This is a genomic window from Allobosea sp. 117, from assembly GCF_000702305.1.
GTDB lineage: Bacteria > Pseudomonadota > Alphaproteobacteria > Rhizobiales > Xanthobacteraceae > Ancylobacter.
On the sequence record NZ_JNLC01000015.1, the window covers coordinates 110,001 to 126,952 of the forward strand.

General features: G+C 68.5%; 16 protein-coding genes (1 of these 16 only partly in view). 14 read left to right on the forward strand and 2 right to left on the reverse strand.

Annotated elements, in window-relative coordinates; all coding sequences use genetic code 11:
• The 8 genes from U742_RS0115450 to cysW form a co-directional block, all read left to right on the forward strand.
• Window positions 1-1,076, forward strand: partial view of an NAD(P)/FAD-dependent oxidoreductase gene (locus U742_RS0115450; RefSeq protein ID WP_029354589.1) — the 3' portion only. It extends 97 nt beyond the left edge of the window; 1,076 of the gene's 1,173 nt are visible here — the last part of the coding sequence; the start codon falls outside the window, past its left edge; the stop codon is at window positions 1,074-1,076.
• Between the two features lie 264 nt (window positions 1,077-1,340).
• The gene (locus U742_RS0115455; protein ID WP_029354591.1) at window positions 1,341-1,649 is read left to right on the forward strand and encodes a DUF2849 domain-containing protein; all 309 of its coding nucleotides are present in this window, start codon (window positions 1,341-1,343) and stop codon (window positions 1,647-1,649) included.
• 34 nt (window positions 1,650-1,683) lie between these two features.
• Window positions 1,684-3,339: a nitrite/sulfite reductase gene (locus U742_RS0115460; RefSeq protein WP_029354593.1), complete on the forward strand. Its 1,656-nt coding sequence runs from the start codon at window positions 1,684-1,686 to the stop codon at window positions 3,337-3,339.
• Window positions 3,326-3,853 carry a DUF934 domain-containing protein gene (locus tag U742_RS0115465; RefSeq protein WP_029354596.1) on the forward strand — a complete coding sequence of 176 codons (528 nt, stop codon included), beginning with the start codon at window positions 3,326-3,328 and terminating at the stop codon, window positions 3,851-3,853. Before U742_RS0115460 ends, U742_RS0115465 begins: the two co-directional genes overlap by 14 nt.
• On the forward strand, window positions 3,850-4,554 hold the full coding sequence (locus tag U742_RS0115470) for a phosphoadenylyl-sulfate reductase (protein ID WP_029354598.1): 705 nt from the start codon (window positions 3,850-3,852) through the stop codon (window positions 4,552-4,554). Before U742_RS0115465 ends, U742_RS0115470 begins: the two co-directional genes overlap by 4 nt.
• Before the next feature lie 185 nt (window positions 4,555-4,739).
• Window positions 4,740-5,750 carry a sulfate ABC transporter substrate-binding protein gene (locus U742_RS0115475; protein ID WP_156034239.1) on the forward strand — a complete coding sequence of 337 codons (1,011 nt, stop codon included), beginning with the start codon at window positions 4,740-4,742 and terminating at the stop codon, window positions 5,748-5,750.
• A 142-nt stretch (window positions 5,751-5,892) separates the two neighbouring features.
• Window positions 5,893-6,756 carry a sulfate ABC transporter permease subunit CysT gene (gene cysT, locus U742_RS0115480; protein WP_081853033.1) on the forward strand — a complete coding sequence of 288 codons (864 nt, stop codon included), beginning with the start codon at window positions 5,893-5,895 and terminating at the stop codon, window positions 6,754-6,756.
• Window positions 6,757-6,773: 17 nt separating this feature from the next.
• Window positions 6,774-7,664: a sulfate ABC transporter permease subunit CysW gene (gene cysW, locus U742_RS0115485; protein WP_081853062.1), complete on the forward strand. Its 891-nt coding sequence runs from the start codon at window positions 6,774-6,776 to the stop codon at window positions 7,662-7,664.
• Window positions 7,665-7,680: 16 nt separating this feature from the next.
• Here the strand turns inward: cysW and U742_RS0115490 are convergent, their stop codons facing one another.
• Together U742_RS0115490 and hisE are read right to left on the reverse strand one after the other, a co-directional pair.
• Window positions 7,681-8,262 (reverse strand): YqaA family protein, encoded by a 582-nt coding sequence (locus U742_RS0115490; protein WP_029354606.1) that lies wholly within the window; start codon window positions 8,260-8,262, stop codon window positions 7,681-7,683.
• A gap of 51 nt (window positions 8,263-8,313) precedes the next feature.
• Entirely contained in the window at window positions 8,314-8,784 is a 471-nt protein-coding gene (gene hisE, locus U742_RS0115495) for a phosphoribosyl-ATP diphosphatase (protein WP_081853034.1), read from the reverse strand.
• 157 nt (window positions 8,785-8,941) lie between these two features.
• Here hisE and U742_RS0115500 point away from each other — a divergent pair, with 157 nt between their 5' ends.
• From U742_RS0115500 to U742_RS22610, 6 genes are all read left to right on the forward strand, one after another.
• Entirely contained in the window at window positions 8,942-10,729 is a 1,788-nt protein-coding gene (locus U742_RS0115500; RefSeq protein WP_029354609.1) for a glucan ABC transporter ATP-binding protein/ permease, read from the forward strand.
• Window positions 10,730-10,861: 132 nt separating this feature from the next.
• Window positions 10,862-12,199 (forward strand): D-alanyl-D-alanine carboxypeptidase family protein, encoded by a 1,338-nt coding sequence (locus U742_RS0115505; protein ID WP_081853063.1) that lies wholly within the window; start codon window positions 10,862-10,864, stop codon window positions 12,197-12,199.
• Between the two features lie 53 nt (window positions 12,200-12,252).
• Window positions 12,253-13,176 (forward strand): EamA family transporter, encoded by a 924-nt coding sequence (locus U742_RS0115510; RefSeq protein WP_029354613.1) that lies wholly within the window; start codon window positions 12,253-12,255, stop codon window positions 13,174-13,176.
• Complete coding sequence (locus tag U742_RS0115515; RefSeq protein WP_029354615.1) at window positions 13,173-14,297, forward strand: CobW family GTP-binding protein; 1,125 nt, start codon at window positions 13,173-13,175, stop codon at window positions 14,295-14,297. The genes U742_RS0115510 and U742_RS0115515 overlap by 4 nt, the downstream gene beginning before the upstream one ends.
• Window positions 14,298-14,379: 82 nt before the next feature.
• A complete protein-coding gene (locus U742_RS0115520; protein ID WP_051661265.1) occupies window positions 14,380-15,789 on the forward strand; it encodes a lipopolysaccharide biosynthesis protein in 1,410 nt (469 codons plus the stop codon).
• On the forward strand, window positions 15,786-16,949 hold the full coding sequence (locus tag U742_RS22610; protein ID WP_029354620.1) for a GNAT family N-acetyltransferase: 1,164 nt from the start codon (window positions 15,786-15,788) through the stop codon (window positions 16,947-16,949). The genes U742_RS0115520 and U742_RS22610 overlap by 4 nt, the downstream gene beginning before the upstream one ends.
• Window positions 16,950-16,952 lie beyond the last annotated feature (3 nt).

Sequence of the window (16,952 nt, forward strand, 5' to 3'; positions counted from 1 at the left end):
TTGCGGTGATCGAGCGCGATGCCAGCTTCGCCCGCTCCTCGACGACCCTCTCGGCCGCCTCGGTGCGCCAGCAGTTCTCCATCCCCGAGAACATCCGCATGTCGCTGTTCGGGCTGGAGTTCCTACGCTCCATCAAGGAGCGATTCGACGCCGACACCGAGATCGGCCTGCACGAGGGTGGCTATCTCCTGCTCGCCAGCGAGGCCGGCATGCCGGTGCTGCGAGCCAACCATGCCGTGCAGATGGCCGAGGGCGCCGACATCGCCCTGCTCGATCCCGCCGCGCTGGCGGAAACCTTCCCCTGGCTGAACCTCGACGGCATCGCGCTTGGCGCCTATGGCCTCTCCGGTGAGGGCTGGTTCGACGCCCACGCCTTCCTCGCCGGCGCCCGCCGCGCAGCCCGAAGACAAGGCGCGATGCTGATAGACGGAGAAGTTGTACGCATGGAGCGCGCGAGCGCGCGCGTGAGCGCGGTGACGCTGGCCGACGGACGGCGGCTCGGTTGCGACGCCCTTGTGAACGCCGCCGGCCCGAGCGCGGGAAGGCTCGCCGGCCTCGCCGGCATCCCCCTGCCCGTCGAAGGACGCAAGCGCTGCATCTTCGTCGTGCATTGCCGCACGCCGCTACCGCGCCTGCCGCTGCTGGTCGATCCCTCGGGCTTCTATATCCGACCGGAAGGCGCCTACCAGATCTGCGGCGCGCCGCCGCCGGAGGACCGGGACCCCGACGCCGACGGCGACTTCGAGGTCGACTGGAGCGTGTTCGAGGAGATCATCTGGCCCGCCCTCGCCCACCGCATCCCCGCCATGGAGGAGCTCAAGCCGCTGCGCGCCTGGGCCGGGCACTACGAGATGAACCTGCTCGACCACAATGCCGTGCTCGGCCCGCATCCCGAGATCGGCAATTTCTACTTCATGAACGGCTTCTCGGGTCACGGCCTGCAGCAGGCCCCCGCCGCCGGCCGCGCCATCGCCGAATGGATCGCGCATGGCCGCTCTATTTCCCTCGATCTCGATGTGTTTTCCTATGAGCGAATCCTCGCCGGCCGGCCGCACGCCGAATTGAACATCATCTGATCGTATAATAGACGCGCCGGTTCCGGGCGCGAGCGGATCGCGATCCTACGCGGCGCGATGGCAATCAAGCCATTGCTCGTGCTGTGGGATCATCCTTCGAGCGGCATTCATCTGCTCATCACCGGAAGCGATTTCCCATCAAAATTGTACAGTACTCCAGTGCGTTCGCGATAAATACACATAATATTTGTGCAATTATCTCTTTTGCACATTCGAATTCGTGTTATATAGTTAGAACCACTAAAATACATGGGATTATCGGAAATGGCCGCGCCGCAGCAGCAGAAATTGAAGGTCAACGGCCCCGTCACCGTCACCGCCAACCGGCTCACCGACGGCGTCGTGGTGTGGCGCACGGCTGAGGGCGGCTGGTCGACCGAGCTCAACGACGCGATCGTGGTGACCACCGCCCCCGAAGCCATCGCCCTGCTGGAAGCCGCCGGCAAGCGCGACACCGACGCGGTCGGGCCCTATGTGGCGCCGGTCATTCTCGGCGAGGGCAGCGCCATCCTGCCGGGAAATCTGCGCGAGCGCATCCGCGTCGCCGGTCCGACCTTCGAATTGCCCGCCTGACGCGCCCTCAAAAAATATCCTCGGAAAATCAGTTATGTACGCCTATGACGAATTCGATCGCACCCTGCTCGCCGAGCGCGTCACGGAGTTCCGTGGCCAGGTCGGCCGCCGCCTGTCGGGTGCGCTCACCGAGGATGAGTTCAAGCCGCTCCGGCTGATGAACGGCGTCTATCTGCAACTCCACGCCTATATGCTGCGCGTCGCCATCCCCTATGGCACGCTCTCCGCCGACCAGCTCCGCCGCATGGCCTATGTGGCCCGCACCTATGATCGCGGCTACGGCCATTTCACCACCCGGCAGAACATCCAGTTCAACTGGATCAAGCTGGAGGAGCTGCCCGAGGCCATGGCGGCGCTTGCCGAGGTGGGCGTCCACGGCATCCAGACCTCCGGCAACTGCATCCGCAACGTGACCACCGACCAGTGGTCCGCCGCCACCCCGGAAGAGGTCGACGATCCGCGCATCTGGGCCGAGATCCTGCGCCAGTACTCGACCATGCACCCGGAGTTCTCGTATCTCCCGCGCAAGTTCAAGATCGCCATCACCGCGGCCGACCACGACCGCGCGGCCATCAAGGTGCACGATGTCGGCCTGCGGCTGCATCGCAACGCCGCCGGCGAGCTCGGCTTCGAGGTTCTGGTCGGCGGTGGCCTCGGGCGCACGCCCTTTATCGGCAAGAAGATCAAGGACTTCCTGCCGGTGCGCCACCTGCTGAGCTACATCGAGGCGGTGATGCGCGTCTACAACCAGTTCGGCCGGCGCGACAACATCTACAAGGCGCGCATCAAGATCCTGGTCCACGAGATCGGCGCCGAGGCCTTCAGCGCCGAGGTGGAGAAGGAGTGGGAATCGATCCGCGACGGCGCCCTGCAGCTCGACGACGCGGTGATCGCCGACATCCGCAGCCGCTTCATCTATCCGAAGTTCGAGAAGCTCGCCGACAACCCGCCCGAGCTCGTCGAGGCACTGCAGGACGAGCGTTTCGCGACCTGGTACCGGAGCTCCATCGCGCGCCACAAGGTGCCGGGCTACGCCATCCTCACCGTCTCGCTGAAGCCGGTGGGACTGCCTCCGGGCGACGCCACCGCCGACCAGATGGACGTGATTGCCGACCTCGCCGAACGCTACGCCTTCCGCGAGATCCGCGTCGGCCACGAGCAGAATCTCTGCCTGCCGCATGTCGCCCAGCGCGACCTGCCGGCGCTGTGGCGCGCGCTCGACGCCGCCGGCCTCGCGACGCCGAACGTCAACCTGGTCAGCGACATCATCGCCTGCCCGGGCCTTGACTACTGCGCCCTCGCCAATGCCCGCGCCATTCCGGTGGCGCAGGACATCGCCCGGCGCTTCGCCGATCTCGACCGCGCCCGCGGTATCGGCCGGCTGCACGTCAACATCTCCGGCTGCATCAATGCCTGCGGCCACCACCATGTCGGCCATATCGGCATTCTGGGCGTCGAGAAGAACGGCCAGGAATTCTACCAGATCACCATCGGCGGGCGTGCCGACGAGCAGGCGCAGCTCGGCACGCTGCTCGGCCCGGCGGTTTCCTACGAGGAAGTGCCGGACCTCATCGAGCGCATCGTCGACGCCTATCTCGAGCTGCGCACCAATCCCCGTGAGCTGTTCGTCGACACCGTCGCGCGGCTCGGCACCGAACCCTTCAAGGAGCGGGTCTATGAAGCTCATTGAGAACGGCCATGTGATCGCGGACCGCTATGTCCGCGTCGCCGACGACGAAGCGCTGCCGGAAGGCGCGCCGGTCCTGGTGAGCGCCGACCGCCTGCTGCGCGAGGGCGCCGAACTCGCCCGCCGCGGCGCGCCGGTCGGCGTCGTCTGGCCGAACAACAGGCGCATCGAGGCGATCGAGCCCTATCTCGACCAGCTCGCACTGATCGCGCTGGTCTTCCCGACCTTCCGCGACGGCCGCGCCTACAGTCAGGCCCGCCTGCTGCGCGAGCGCTTCGACTGGCAGGGCCCGCTGCGCGCCACCGGCAACGTGCTGCGCGACCAGTTCCTCTACATGTCGCGCGCCGGCTTCGACCAGCTCGAGGCGACCAAGGACGCCGACGCCGACGCCTATGTCGACGAGTTGAAGTCCTACACCGCCTTCTACCAGCCGACCGGCGACGGCCGGCCGACGATCCTGCGCGCCCGGCTCGGCCGCGTCGCCGAAGCTCCCGCTCAGGCCGAGGCCGCCGAATGAACATCTCCGCCATCGGCCTGGATTTCGACGAGCTGCGCCGCGATCTCGAAGGCGCATCCCCCCGCGAGATCGTCGAGGCCGCGACCAACATCATCTGCCCCGGCCGGCTGGGCGTGGTGTCGTCCTTCGGCACCGAGTCCGCCGCCCTGCTCGCCTATGTCGCCGAGGTCGACCCCTCCATACCGGTGGTGTTCCTCGATACCGGCTGGCTGTTCGAGGAGACGCTCGCCTATCGCGACGACCTCGTCGCGCGCCTCGGCCTCACCGACGTGCGCTCGATCCGCCCCGATCCCGACGCGCTCGCCGAACGCGACCCGAATGGCGACCTGTGGTTCTCCAACCCCGATGCCTGCTGCTTCCTGCGCAAGGTCGAGCCGCTGGCGCGCGCGCTGAAGGGCTTCGACGGCTGGTTCAACGGGCGCAAGCGCTACCATGGCGGCCAGCGCTCGGCGATCCCGGTCATCGAGCAGGAAGGCAACCGCCTGAAGTTCAACCCGCTGGCCAATGCCACGCGCGACGAGGTCGAGGGCGTCTATGACCGCCTCGGCCTGCCTCGCCACCCGCTCGCGGCGCAGGGTTTCACCTCGGTGGGCTGCATGCCCTGCACCAGCCGCACCAAGCCGGGCGACGACCTGCGCTCCGGCCGCTGGGCGGGCCGCTCGAAGTCCGAGTGCGGCATCCACACCGTCCCGACCCTCTGAAATCCCCGGAACATCGACCTTTGCGGCCTGCGTGAAATGCTCGCGCGGGCCGATTTCACGTCGATGCTCCGGCTTTGCGAGAAATATCTATAGAAAATATGTTTTTTATTGACTCACTGGAATGCTTGGACAAGATGGCCGTCATGGCGCCGCGAATGCGGCCATCGAAAAAGGGAGAACCCTCCATGTCACGGATTTCGCGGCGACTGGCCCTCGCGGCTGCCCTCGCCAGCCTCGCCATCCCGACGCTCGCCAGCGCGGCCGACGTCAACCTCCTGAACGTCTCCTACGACCCGACGCGCGAGCTCTACGTGCAGGTCAACAAGGCGTTCGGCGAGAAGTTCAAGGCCGAGGCCGGCAAAACCATCGAGATCAAGCAGTCGCACGGCGGCTCGGGCAAGCAGGCCCGCTCGGTGATCGACGGCCTCGAGGCCGACGTCGTCACACTGGCGCTCGCCTATGACATCGACGCCATCGCTGACAAGGGGCTGATCGACGCCGCCTGGCAGAAGCGCCTGCCCGACAATTCCTCGCCCTACACCTCGACCATCGTGTTCCTCGTGCGCAAGGGGAACCCGAAGGGCATCAAGGACTGGAACGACCTGGTGAAGCCGGGCGTCAAGGTCATCACGCCAAACCCCAAGACCTCCGGCGGCGCCCGCTGGAACTACCTCGCGGCCTGGGCCTATGCGCTGAAGCAGAATGGCGGCTCGGCCGAGAAGGCGCAGGCCTTCGTCGCCGACCTGTTCAAGAACGTGCCCGTGCTCGACACCGGCGCCCGCGGCTCGACCGTGACATTCACCGAGCGCGGCGTCGGCGACGTCCTGCTCGCCTGGGAAAACGAGGCCTTCCTCTCCAAGAAGGAATTCGGCGACGACAAGTTCGACATCGTCGTGCCCTCGCTCTCCATCCTCGCCGAGCCGCCGGTCACCGTGGTCGACAAGGTCATCGACCGCAAGGGCACCCGCGCCGTCGCCGAGCAGTACCTGAAGTTCCTCTACACCAAGGAAGGCCAGGAGATCGCGGCGCAGAACTTCTATCGCCCGCGCGACCCCGAGGTGGCGAAGAAGTACGAGAAGGTCTTCCCCAAGGTCGAGCTCATCACCATCGACGACCCGGCCTTCGGCGGCTGGCGCAAGGCACAGAAGGAGCACTTCGCCGACGGCGGGATCTTCGACAAGATCTACTCCAACTGAGGCCCCCGCGCCTTCCGAGACGCGGCGGCAAAGGCGGCGGACCCGCGAGGCGCCGAATCCGTGCGACGGGTTCGGCGCCTTGTCGCGCGGCACGCCCGGGCTTATTCTCCGCATTCTCTGTAGATTTTAGAGGACGGCACGTTTGAGCGCACTGGCAGCACCCCGGGTGGGCGACCGCCTCTGGCAGAGAAGCGCGATTCCGGGCTTCGGCCTCACCATGGGCGTCACCATATTGTGGCTCTCGCTCATCGTGCTGATCCCGCTCGCCGGCCTGTTCATCAAGACCGCCGAGCTGTCGCCGGACCGCATCTTCGCGATCCTGACCGCGCCCCGCACCTTCAACGCGCTGAAACTGTCCTTCGGGCTCTCGCTGGTCGCCGCCGCCGTCAATCTCGTCTTCGGCGCGGTGATCGTCTGGGCGCTGGTGCGCTACGAGTTCCCCGGCAAGCGCCTGCTCGACGCCCTCGTCGACATCCCCTTCGCGCTGCCGACGGCGGTCGCCGGCATCGCGCTCACCAATCTCTATGCCGACAATGGCTGGATCGGCGCGCTGCTGGCCCCGCTCGGCATACAGGTGGCATTCACCCCGCTCGGCATCCTGATCGCGCTGATCTTCATCGGCCTGCCCTTCGTGGTGCGCACCGTGCAGCCGGTGCTCGAGGACCTCGACAAGGACCTCGAGGAAGCCGCGGCCACCCTCGGCGCCGGGCGCTGGACCACCGTGCGCCGCGTGATCCTGCCCGCCGTGGTTCCGGCCTTCCTCACCGGCTTCGCCCTCGCCTTCGCCCGCGCCGTCGGCGAGTACGGCTCGGTCATCTTCATCGCCGGCAATTTGCCGAACGTGTCGGAGATCGCCCCGCTGCTGATCGTCATCCGGCTCGAGGAGTTCCGCTACGCCGACGCCACCACCATCGCCTGCGCGATGCTGGTCGCCTCCTTCGTGCTGCTCTTCGTCATCAACGTGCTGCAGCGCTGGTCGCAGCACCGCACCGGGAGGACAGGATGAGCGCGGTCACCGACACCATGCCCTTCCCCCGCGAGCAGGGGCGCTCCGCGCGCCCGACCGTGCATACGCCGCCGCGTCACGAGGACATCCGTACCGAGCCGGCCATCGTGAAGTGGACGGTCATCGCGCTGGCGGCCCTGTTCATGGGCCTGTTCATCGTGCTGCCGCTCGCCAACGTGTTCGCGCAGGCCTTCTCCAAGGGCTGGGACGCCTATGTCGCCGCGCTGGTCGATCCGGACGCGCTGGCGGCCATCCGTCTCACCCTGTTCGTCGCCGCCGTCTCGGTCGCCACCAACACGGTCATGGGGCTGGTGATGGCCTGGGCGATCACCAAGTTCAACTTCGCCGGCAAGAGCCTGCTGATCACGCTGGTCGACCTGCCCTTCTCGGTCTCGCCGGTGATCTCCGGCCTCGTCTTCGTGCTGATGTTCGGCGCGCAGGGCTATTTCGGGCCGTGGCTGATCGACAATGGCTGGAAGATCATCTTCGCCTGGCCGGGCATCGTGCTCGCCACCGTCTTCGTCACCTTCCCCTTCGTGGCGCGCGAGCTCATCCCGCTGATGCAGGAGCAGGGCTCCTCCGAGGAGGAAGCCGCCGTCACGCTGGGTGCCTCCGGCTGGCGGGCTTTCCTGAAGGTTACGCTGCCCAATGTGAAATGGGCGCTGCTTTACGGCGTACTCTTGTGCAACGCCCGCGCCATGGGCGAGTTCGGCGCGGTGTCGGTGGTCTCCGGCCATGTGCGCGGCGAGACCAACACCATGCCGCTGCACATCGAGATTCTCTACAACGAGTATCAGTTCCAGGCGTCCTTCGCGGTCGCCTCGCTGCTCGCCTTCCTCGCGGTGGTGACGCTGTTCGCCAAGACCGTGCTGGAAGCCCGCCTCGGCAGCCGCTCCGGCCGCCATTGAGCAGCCGGACAGCCCCTCAGAACAGATAGACCGCCGCGACGAAGCCGCCCACCACCAGCACGGCGAACAGCGCGGTGACGAGGCCGAGCCGCTTCTCGATGAATTCGCGCGCCGCCGGCCCGATCCAGTAGAGCAGCCCGGCGACCAGGAAGAACCGCAAGCCGCGCGTGATCACCGACAGCACGACGAACCAGAACAGGTTGTAGTGCGCGAAGCCGGAGGTGATGGTCACCACCTTGTAGGGGATCGGCGTCAGGCCCTTGATCAGGATGATCCAGTGCCCGTACTGCGCATAGGCCTGCGCGAAGGCGTCGACCTTGTCGCCATAGCCGTAGAGCTGGATCAGGAACAGCCCGACCGTCTCGTAGAGCAGCGCGCCGATCGCGTAGCCGAACAGCCCGCCCACCACCGAGGCGATCGTGCAGACCCCCGCGTAGTACCAGGCGCGCGCCGGCCGCGCGACGCACATCGGCACCAGCATCACGTCCGGGGGCACCGGGAAGAACGAGCTCTCGGCGAAGGAGACGCCGGCAAGCGCCCAGGTGGCGGAGGGGCGCTCGGCAAGGTCGATCACCCACTGATAGAGACGGCGCAGCATCGGAACTCCGGGAAGGCAGCAAGGGCGTGGGCGGATCAGCCGCGTGGCGGGTCAGCCGCGCCGGCGGCGGGGCGGGGTGATGACCGGAGGCGCGTCGCGGCTCTCGCCGATCGTCTCCGAACCGGCAGCCAGCATTAGATCCATGGCGAACTGACGGCCGTCCTTGCCGCGTTCATCTTTGCCGCCCTTCGACCCGTGCTTGAGATCGCCGTTCTTCGGCAGCTTTTCGGCCATGCCCATTAGCTGCTCGCGCCGCTGCATCTCGGCCCAGACGTCCTCGGGACGGATGCCGGCCTCCACCCACAGCACGACGAGGTTGTAGACGAGGTCGGCGCTCTCGCGCACCACCGCCGCCTTGTCACCCGCCACCGCGTCGAGCGCGACCTCGACGCCCTCCTCGGCGAGCTTCTTGGCGATGAAGGGCCGGCCGCGCGCGAACAGCTTCTCCGTGCGCGGCGAGGGATTGCGTCCCGCCCGCGTCGCCACAACCGCCTCGTAGAGCCGCGCGACCGAATCAGCCATGGCACAACTTTATGTGTTCACTCGTGAAGCTTCCATGGCGCTGCAAAACGCGGACGAAGCAGGGGCCTTCGGGAAAGCAAGATGCAGGCCGAAAGCAGCGCTTTGCCGGTAGCCGATCCTGTGATGGAGTGAAGCTCCGCAGCCACGCGACTCGCCGATGGACTTTCTCCGCCTCTATGCCCGCGTCCTCGCCGCCCTCGGCCCGGAACGGCGCCTCGCGACGCTGCTGGCGCTGGCCAATGTGGGCCTCGCCATCGCATTGTTCGCCGAGCCGGTGCTGTTCGGCCGGGTGGTCGACGCGCTGGTGCGGGCGCAGTCCGAGAACCGCATCCCGACCTTTACGGAACTCCTGCCGCTGCTCGGCACCTGGGCGGCCTTCGGCATCTTCACCATCGTCGCCGGGGTGACGATCGCGCTGCACGCCGACCGGCTGGCGCATCGCCGCCGGCTCGGCATCATCTGCGATTATTTCGAGCACGTGCTGCAACTGCCGCTCGGCTTCCACGGCGAGGTGCATTCCGGCCGCCTGATGAAGGTGATGCTGCAGGGCGCCGACGGGCTGTGGGGCCTGTGGCTCGCCTTCTTCCGCGAGCACTGCGCCGGCATGGTGGCGCTCGTCGTGCTGCTGCCGATCGCCGTCTATGTGAACTGGCGGCTCGGCATCCTGCTGGTCGGGCTGCTCGGCATCTTTATGGCGCTCACCTATTTCGTGCTGAACCGCACCCAGGGCATGCAGCGCCAGGTGGAGCGGCTGCAGTCCGACCTCGCCGAGCGCAGCGCCGACGCGCTCGGCAATGTCGCGGTGATCCAGAGTTTCACCCGCATCGAGGCCGAGGTGCGGGGGCTGCGGCAGACCATGGAGAACGTGCTCGCCGCGCAGATTCCGGTGCTCTCCTGGTGGGCGATCGTGTCGGTCGGCACCAAGGCGGCGACGACGCTCACCATCCTCGCCATCTTCCTCGTCGGCATCTGGCTGCACATCAACGGCCTCGCCACCATCGGCGAGATCGTCACCTTCGTCGGCTTCGCCACCATGCTGGTCGGGCGGCTCGACCAAGTGGTCGGCTTCGTCAACCGCATGGTGCTCGACGCGCCGCGGCTGTCCGAATTCTTCGAGGTGGTGGACACCATCGGCAATGTCCGCGACCGGCCGGGCGCCCGCGCGCTGGAGAACGTCAGGGGCGCCGTCGCCTTCGAGGACGTCTCCTTCTCCTACGACGGCAAGCGCCCGGCGCTGATCGACGTCAGCTTCGCCGTCCCGCCCGGCGAGACCATCGCCCTCGTCGGCTCGACCGGCGCCGGCAAGTCGACTGCGCTGGCGCTGCTGCATCGCGCCTTCGATCCGCAGTCGGGCCGCATCACCATCGACGGCAACGACATACGCGATGTCACGCTCGCCTCGCTGCGGCGGAACATCGGCGTGGTGTTCCAGGAAGCGATGCTGTTCAACCGCACCATCGAGGAGAACCTGCGCGTCGGGCGCCCGAACGCCACGGCCGCGGAGATCGACGCCGCGCTCGAGCGGGCGCAGGCGCGCGAGCTGGTCGAGCGCCAGAGCAACGGCCTCTCCACCATCGTCGGCGAGCGCGGCCGCTCGCTTTCCGGCGGCGAGCGCCAGCGCCTCTCCATCGCCCGCGCGCTCTTGAAGGACCCGCCGATCCTCATCCTCGACGAGGCGACCAGCGCGCTCGACGCCTCCACTGAAGCCAAGGTGCAGGCGGCGCTCGACGAGGTGATGAAGGGTCGCACCACCTTCGTCATCGCCCACCGCCTCGCCACCATCCGCAACGCCGACCGCATCATGGTGTTCGAGGACGGCCGGGTGGTGGAGGCCGGCACCTTCGACGAGCTGGTGCGGCTCGGCGGCCGGTTCGCCGCGCTGGCGCGCGCCCAGTTCATGGTGAGCGCGTCGGCTTCCGGCGAGACGCCGCCTGTGGAAACCTGAGGAGAACGCGGGGCGTGACGCTGCGCCACGCCGACATTCGGTTTTGCTCCGGCAGCGCGATCGGAGTATGCAATACCCCAAGTGAACGCTTCGCCGCTCGCCTTCCCTTCGCATCAGGACGGATATCGCCGCGTGCCAAGCCTGCGTCTGCCTTTCTCCCTCAATCTCGGCGCCCTTCTGCTGGCCGCGCTCCTGGGGCTTTCCCCGCTCGCCGCGCGCGCCACCCCGTCGCTGCTGATCGACGTCGACACCGGCAAGGTTCTGATGGCCGAGGACGCCACCAAGCCGTGGTACCCCGCTTCCGTCACCAAGCTGATGACCGCCTATGTGGTGTTCAGCGCCATCCGCGACGGCCGCGTGACGGCGGATACGCTGATCACCGTATCGGATGTCGCCGCCGCGCAGGCGCCGTCCAAGATGGGCTTCAAGCCCGGCACCCAGATCACCATCGACAACGCCTTGAAGATGATGCTGATCAAGTCGGCGAACGACATCGCCGTGGTGCTGGCGGAAGGCGTCGGCGGCAGCCTGCCGAACTTCGTCAACGAGATGAACGTGAAGGCGTCGCAGCTCGGCATGACCGGCTCGCATTTCGCCAATCCGAACGGCCTGCCCGATCCCGACAACTACACGACGGCCCGCGACCTCGCGGTTCTGGCGCGGGCGATCATCCTTGAGTTCCCGGAGCACGAGGAGATCTTCCGCACCCCGGCGCTCAGGCTCGGCAACCGCGTCATCCGCACCTACAACAAGCTTATCGACCGCTATCCCGGCGCCGACGGCATGAAGACCGGCTTCATCTGCGCCTCCGGCTTCAACCTCGTCGCCAGCGCCCATCGCGGCAATCGCCGTGTGCTCGCCGTGGTGCTCGGCACCTCGTCGGGCAAGGAGCGCACCGAGCAGGCCGCGCTGCTCATGGAGAAGGGCTTCCAGCAATCCTGGTCGATCTTCGGCAAGATGTCGCCCACCGTCGATTCGCTGCGCAACGAGGCGGGCACGCCGCCCGACATGCGCGCCGAGATCTGCGGCGCCAAGCGCAAGCGTGTCGCCTCCGAGGCCGATGACGACAGCGAGCCCTCGGCGACCAGCTTCGCCGCCGCCGGCATGAATGGCGGCGCGAAGATCACCGGCGCCAGCCTGCTGGTCAATCTGCCGCCTTCCATGCCGCCGGTCCCGGTATGGGTCGGCCCGGTCAACGACCAGGCCGCGATCGATGCCGCCTATCCGGCGCCGCAGCAGAAGAAGGCAAGGACCGCCAAGGACAAGTCGAAGAGCGCGCCGGCCGCCGCGGCCGCCGATCCGAAGGCCAAGCCGGGCGCGAAGCCCGCCGCCAAGCCCGCGGCGAGCAAGCCGGCCGCGAAGCCGACGACCTCAGCCGACGCCTCCGGCACCGCGCCGGCGGCCAAGCCGAAACCCAAGCCCGCCGCGGCCGCTCCCGCTCCGGCCCCCGCGCCCCGCCCGGTCAACTGAGCGCTTCACCTCCTTCAGGAGGCGGCGCTCTCCGGGGCACCGTCGCAGATTCCATGAGTGCCGACATTCATTCCGCTCACGCCGCCCGGCCGGAAGCCTCCGCCGGGCTTCTTGCTGCTGCCGTCAGCGCCAGCCTCTACGGCATCAGTGCGCCCTTCGCCCGCATGGCCGCCGAGGCGAACCTGATCGGCGCCGACCTGATCCTGTGGCGGGTCGGCGTCATGGTCTGCGTCCTCGGCCTCGCGACATGGGTGCTCGGGCGCCGGCCGCTCGCCCCGCGCGCCGCCTGGCCGGGCGTCCTGCTCTTCGCGGCGACCGTGCTCATGGTCGGCACATGCTATCTGTCGGCAGTCGCCTTCATCCCGGTCGGCATCGCCGTCGTCATCTTCTACACCTTCCCCCTCATCATCCTGCTGGTCAGCCCGTTCATCGACCGACGGCGGCCGACGCCCGCGCAATTCGTTGCCTTCGCCCTCGCCTTCGCCGGCCTCGTGCTGGCCATCGGCCCGCAATGGACGACGCTCGACCCGCGCGGCCTTGCCCTTGCGGCCATGGCGAGCGTCGCCTGCGCGGTGCAGGTTTTCACCGGATCGCGCGTCGGCCGGCGGCTCGACCCGCTCACCTTCGCCTTCTCCGCCCAGCTCGTCGTGGTTCCCGGCGTCTTCCTGGTGGCGCTGGCCTTTGGCGGCCCAGCCGGGCCGGAGGCGCTCGGCGCCGCGCTGAAGCCGCTGTCGGTGATCGTGCTCACCTATATCGCCGCCTTCGTGCTGCAGCTTCGGGCCATGCGCCTCGCCGCGCCGAGCGCGGTCGGGCTCGTCTTCACGCTGGAGCCGGTCATCGCCATCGCCACCGCGGCCGCCCTTCTGGGCGAAAAGCTGGTGACATCCCAATATATGGGCGTGGCGCTGGTGCTGGCCGGCCTCGTCGTTGCGGTCGCACCGGGCGCCTCGAAAGGCCGCAAGGACTCCGCCGCATGAACGAAAAGACACAGGCTCCGCCCGCTCCGATCCCGGTGACGCTGCTCACCGGCTTCCTTGGGGCCGGCAAGACCACCCTGCTCAACCGGCTGCTGCAGCAACCGGGCCTCGCCGACACCGCGGTGCTGATCAACGAGTTCGGCGAGATCGGCCTCGACCATCTGCTGGTCCAGCATTTCGACGATTCCACCGTGCTGCTGGCGAGCGGCTGCCTGTGCTGCACCGTGCGCGGCGACCTCGTCGACGGGCTGGAGCAGTTGCTGCGCCGCATGGACAACGGCGCCATCCCGCCCTTCCGCCGCGTCGTCATCGAGACCACCGGCCTCGCCGACCCGGCGCCGATCCTGCACGTCCTGATGATGCACCCCTATCTGGTGCTGCGCTTCCGCCTCGACGGCGTGGTGACGCTGATCGACGCCGTGAACGGCATGGAGACGCTCGACGCGCATCCCGAGGCGGTGCGGCAGGCAGCCATTGCCGACCGCATCGTGCTGACCAAGACCGACCTCGTCGACACGCCCGAGCGCGCTGCGAGCCTCGCCGCGCTGCGCCGCCGCCTCGCCGTGCTCGCCCCCGCCGCCCCGGTGCTCGACGCGGCGCGCGGCGAGGCGACGCCGGAGGCCCTGCTCGATGCCGGCCTCTACGATCCCTCGACCAAGATTCCGGACGTCGCCCGCTGGCTCGCCGACGAGCGCGTCGCCGCGGCGGAAGAAGATTTCGGCGCGGGCCATGACCCGAACCGGCACGACGACCGCATCCGCGCCTTCACGCTGGCCACCGATGCGCCGATCGGCGCCGTCGCGCTCGACATGTTCCTCGAGCTGGTGCGCGGCACGCACGGCTCCAAGCTGCTGCGCCTCAAGGGCATCGTGAAGCTTGCCGAGGACCCGGAGCGCCCGCTCGTGCTCCATGGCGTGCAGCACGTGCTGCACCCGCCGAGCCAGTTGCCCGGCTGGCCGGACGAGGACCGGCGCACCCGCATGGTGATGATCGTGCGCGACGTCGAGCCGGCGGTGATCCGCCGGCTGTTCGACGCCTTCATGGGCCTGCCGCGCCCCGACGAGCCGCATCCGGCGGTGGTGCTCGACAACCCGCTCGCCCCGGCGACCATGAGGCGATGAGCACGTCTCAAGGGAGAATTAAAGCGAGCTGTGCTAACGCGGCAATGGCGCTTTGAACCAAGCGGCGGCCGCGGAGCATTCCTTGCCGGAAGAACCAGAAGGGCAACAAGGCGGACCGAGGAGGCAGGCCGGGACCGGCGGCCTCGCGCGCCTGCGCGACCGGCTGGCCGGCCTGTGGCGCGGCGAGCGCTCCGCCCTCACCCGCCTCGCCGGCACCGCCTTCCTGATCCGCGCCACCAGCGCCGCCATCGCGTTCTTCTCGCAGATCCTGCTGGCGCGCTGGATGGGCGCCTTCGAGTTCGGCGTCTATGTCTATGTCTGGGCCTGGACCAGCGTGCTCGGCATGCTGGCGCCGCTTGGCCTCGGCTCGGCGGCGCAGCGCTTCCTGCCCGAATATGCTCAGCGCGGGACGCACGGGCTGCTGCGCGGCTTCCTGGCCGGCAGCCGGTGGATGACCTTTCTCATCGGCACGCTCTGCGCCCTCCTCGGCGTGCTTGCCGTGGCGCTGCTGGGCGAGCGCATTCCCGCCTATTACCTGCTGCCCTTCGCCATCGCCTTCGCCTGCGTGCCGCTCTATGCGGTCGCCGAGGTGCAGGACGGCATCGCCCGCTCCTATGACTGGGTCGGGCTGGCGCTGGCGCCGGACTACATCGCCCGCCCCCTCATCATCCTCGCCGTGATGGGCGGGCTGATCCTCGCCGGCATCCCGGCGGGGGCGACGGGCGCGGTGGCGGCAGCGGCCGGCGCCACCTGGTTGACCACGCTGGTCCAGATGCTCGTGCTCGACCGGCGGCTCACCACGCGGCTCGCGCATCTCTCCGGCGAGGCGCGCCTTTACGCGACCAGCGGCTGGCTGCGGGTCGCGCTGCCGATCTTCGTGGTCGACGGCTTCTATCTGTTGCTCACCTATGCCGACCTGCTCATCCTTGAGCTCTTCGTGACGCCCGAAGACGTCGCGGTCTATTTCGCGGCCACCAAGACGCTGGCGCCGGTCGCCTTCATCTCGTTCTCGGTCGCCGCCGCATCCGCGCATCGCTTCACCGGCCTGCACGTCTCCGGCGCACGGGACGAGCTGGCGCACTACCTCGCCGACACGGTGCGCTGGACCTTCTGGCCCTCGCTCGCCGCCGCCGTGGTGATGCTCGCACTGGGGCGCCTCGTGCTGTCGCTGTTCGGCGAGGGCTTCGAGGCCGGTTATCCACTGCTCTTCGTGCTCGCGGTCGGCCTGCTGGCGCGCGCCGCCGTCGGCCCTGCCGAGCGCCTGCTCGTCATGCTCGGGGAGCAGAACGCCTGCGCGGTGATCTACGCCGCCGCTTTCGCGGTGAATGTCCTGCTCTGCTTCCTGCTGATCCCGCGCCTGGGGCTGATGGGCGCTGCCCTGGCGCCGACCCTCGCCTATGTCGTCGAATCGGTGCTGCTTTTCCTCGTCGCCCGGCGGCGGCTTGGCCTCAGCGCCTCGCTGCTCGGCCCACGCGGAACCGTCGGCCCGTGAGCGCGAGCGCCCCGATCACCACCCGCTGGGCGACGCCGGCCGAGATGCAGGCACGGGCCGAGGACTGGCGCGCGCTGGCGGCCGAAGCGATCGAGCCGAACGTCTTCGCCGAGCCTGACTATGTGCTGCCGGCGCTCCGGCATCTCGGTGCGAACGGCCTGCGTTTTCTCCTCGCTGAACGCGACGGCGTCCTCGCCGGCCTGTTGCCGCTCCATTTCAGCCGCGCGCGCTGGGGTGTGCCGCTCGCCTGCGCCATCCACCATCTGCCCTATGCGCCGCACGGCACGCCGCTGATCGCCGACGACGACGCGCCCGCCATATGCGGTGCCCTGCTCGACGCCCTGGCCCTCGCGCGGCCGCGCCCGGTGGCGCTGCTCATGCCCTTCGTGCCGACCGAGGGCCGCTTCACCGAGGCCTGGCAGGCCGCCCTCGCCGCACGGCGTCGGCCTGCCGTCATCTTCGATCCGGTCGACCGTCCGGCGCTGCACCTGCCGGAAGGCGCCGCGCGCCTCGAGGCGTTCGAGCACTCACTTTCCCGCAACCGTCGCAAGCGGCTCGCCCAGCAGCGGCGGCGACTGGAGCAGCATGGCGGCGCGCTGCAGGCATGCGTCGCTACCGGGCCGGAGGATATTTCCGCCGCCCTGCAGGGCTTCCTCGATATCGAGGCCACCGGCTGGAAGGGACGCCGCGGCACCGCCGTTGAACAGGACAGCCGCATCGCCGCCTTCTTCCGCGAGAGCGTGGCGGCGCTTGCCATCAGCGGGCAGGCGCGGATCGTCCGTCTCGAACAATCCGCCGGCCCGGTCGCCGCCGCCATCCTGCTCGCCTCGGGCAGCCGCGTCTGGTTCTACAAGACCGCCTTCGACGGACGCCTCGCGGCCTTCTCGCCGGGGGCCCTGCTCGACATGGAGGTGACGCGGGTGATCCTCGACGATCCCTCGATCACGCTCGCCGACAGCCTGACGACGGTGCCCGATTCCGATTTCGGCAATGTCTGGCGCGACCGGCTGCCGATGGCGGACCTGCTCGTCGGCCTTGCCCCCGCCTCTTCCACCGGCTTCACGCTCGCGACCGGCATGGAGCACGCGGGCCGGCATGGCCGCGCCCTCGCCAAGGCCGGCGTGCAGTGGCTGCGCGAACGGCGCGGCCTCAGGAATTGAGCG

What these genes read in the sequence shown, in the direction of transcription:
- U742_RS0115455 (WP_029354591.1), top strand. Translation starts at nt 1,341, where the DNA reads ATGGCCGCGCCGCAGCAGCAGAAATTGAAGGTCAACGGCCCCGTCACC.
- U742_RS0115460 (WP_029354593.1), top strand. Translation starts at nt 1,684, where the DNA reads ATGTACGCCTATGACGAATTCGATCGCACCCTGCTCGCCGAGCGCGTC.
- U742_RS0115465 (WP_029354596.1), top strand. Translation starts at nt 3,326, where the DNA reads ATGAAGCTCATTGAGAACGGCCATGTGATCGCGGACCGCTATGTCCGC.
- U742_RS0115470 (WP_029354598.1), top strand. Translation starts at nt 3,850, where the DNA reads ATGAACATCTCCGCCATCGGCCTGGATTTCGACGAGCTGCGCCGCGAT.
- U742_RS0115475 (WP_156034239.1), top strand. Translation starts at nt 4,740, where the DNA reads ATGTCACGGATTTCGCGGCGACTGGCCCTCGCGGCTGCCCTCGCCAGC.
- cysW (WP_081853062.1), top strand. Translation starts at nt 6,774, where the DNA reads ATGCCCTTCCCCCGCGAGCAGGGGCGCTCCGCGCGCCCGACCGTGCAT.
- U742_RS0115490 (WP_029354606.1), bottom strand. Translation starts at nt 8,262, where the DNA reads ATGCTGCGCCGTCTCTATCAGTGGGTGATCGACCTTGCCGAGCGCCCC.
- hisE (WP_081853034.1), bottom strand. Translation starts at nt 8,784, where the DNA reads ATGGCTGATTCGGTCGCGCGGCTCTACGAGGCGGTTGTGGCGACGCGG.
- U742_RS0115500 (WP_029354609.1), top strand. Translation starts at nt 8,942, where the DNA reads ATGGACTTTCTCCGCCTCTATGCCCGCGTCCTCGCCGCCCTCGGCCCG.
- U742_RS0115510 (WP_029354613.1), top strand. Translation starts at nt 12,253, where the DNA reads ATGAGTGCCGACATTCATTCCGCTCACGCCGCCCGGCCGGAAGCCTCC.
- U742_RS0115515 (WP_029354615.1), top strand. Translation starts at nt 13,173, where the DNA reads ATGAACGAAAAGACACAGGCTCCGCCCGCTCCGATCCCGGTGACGCTG.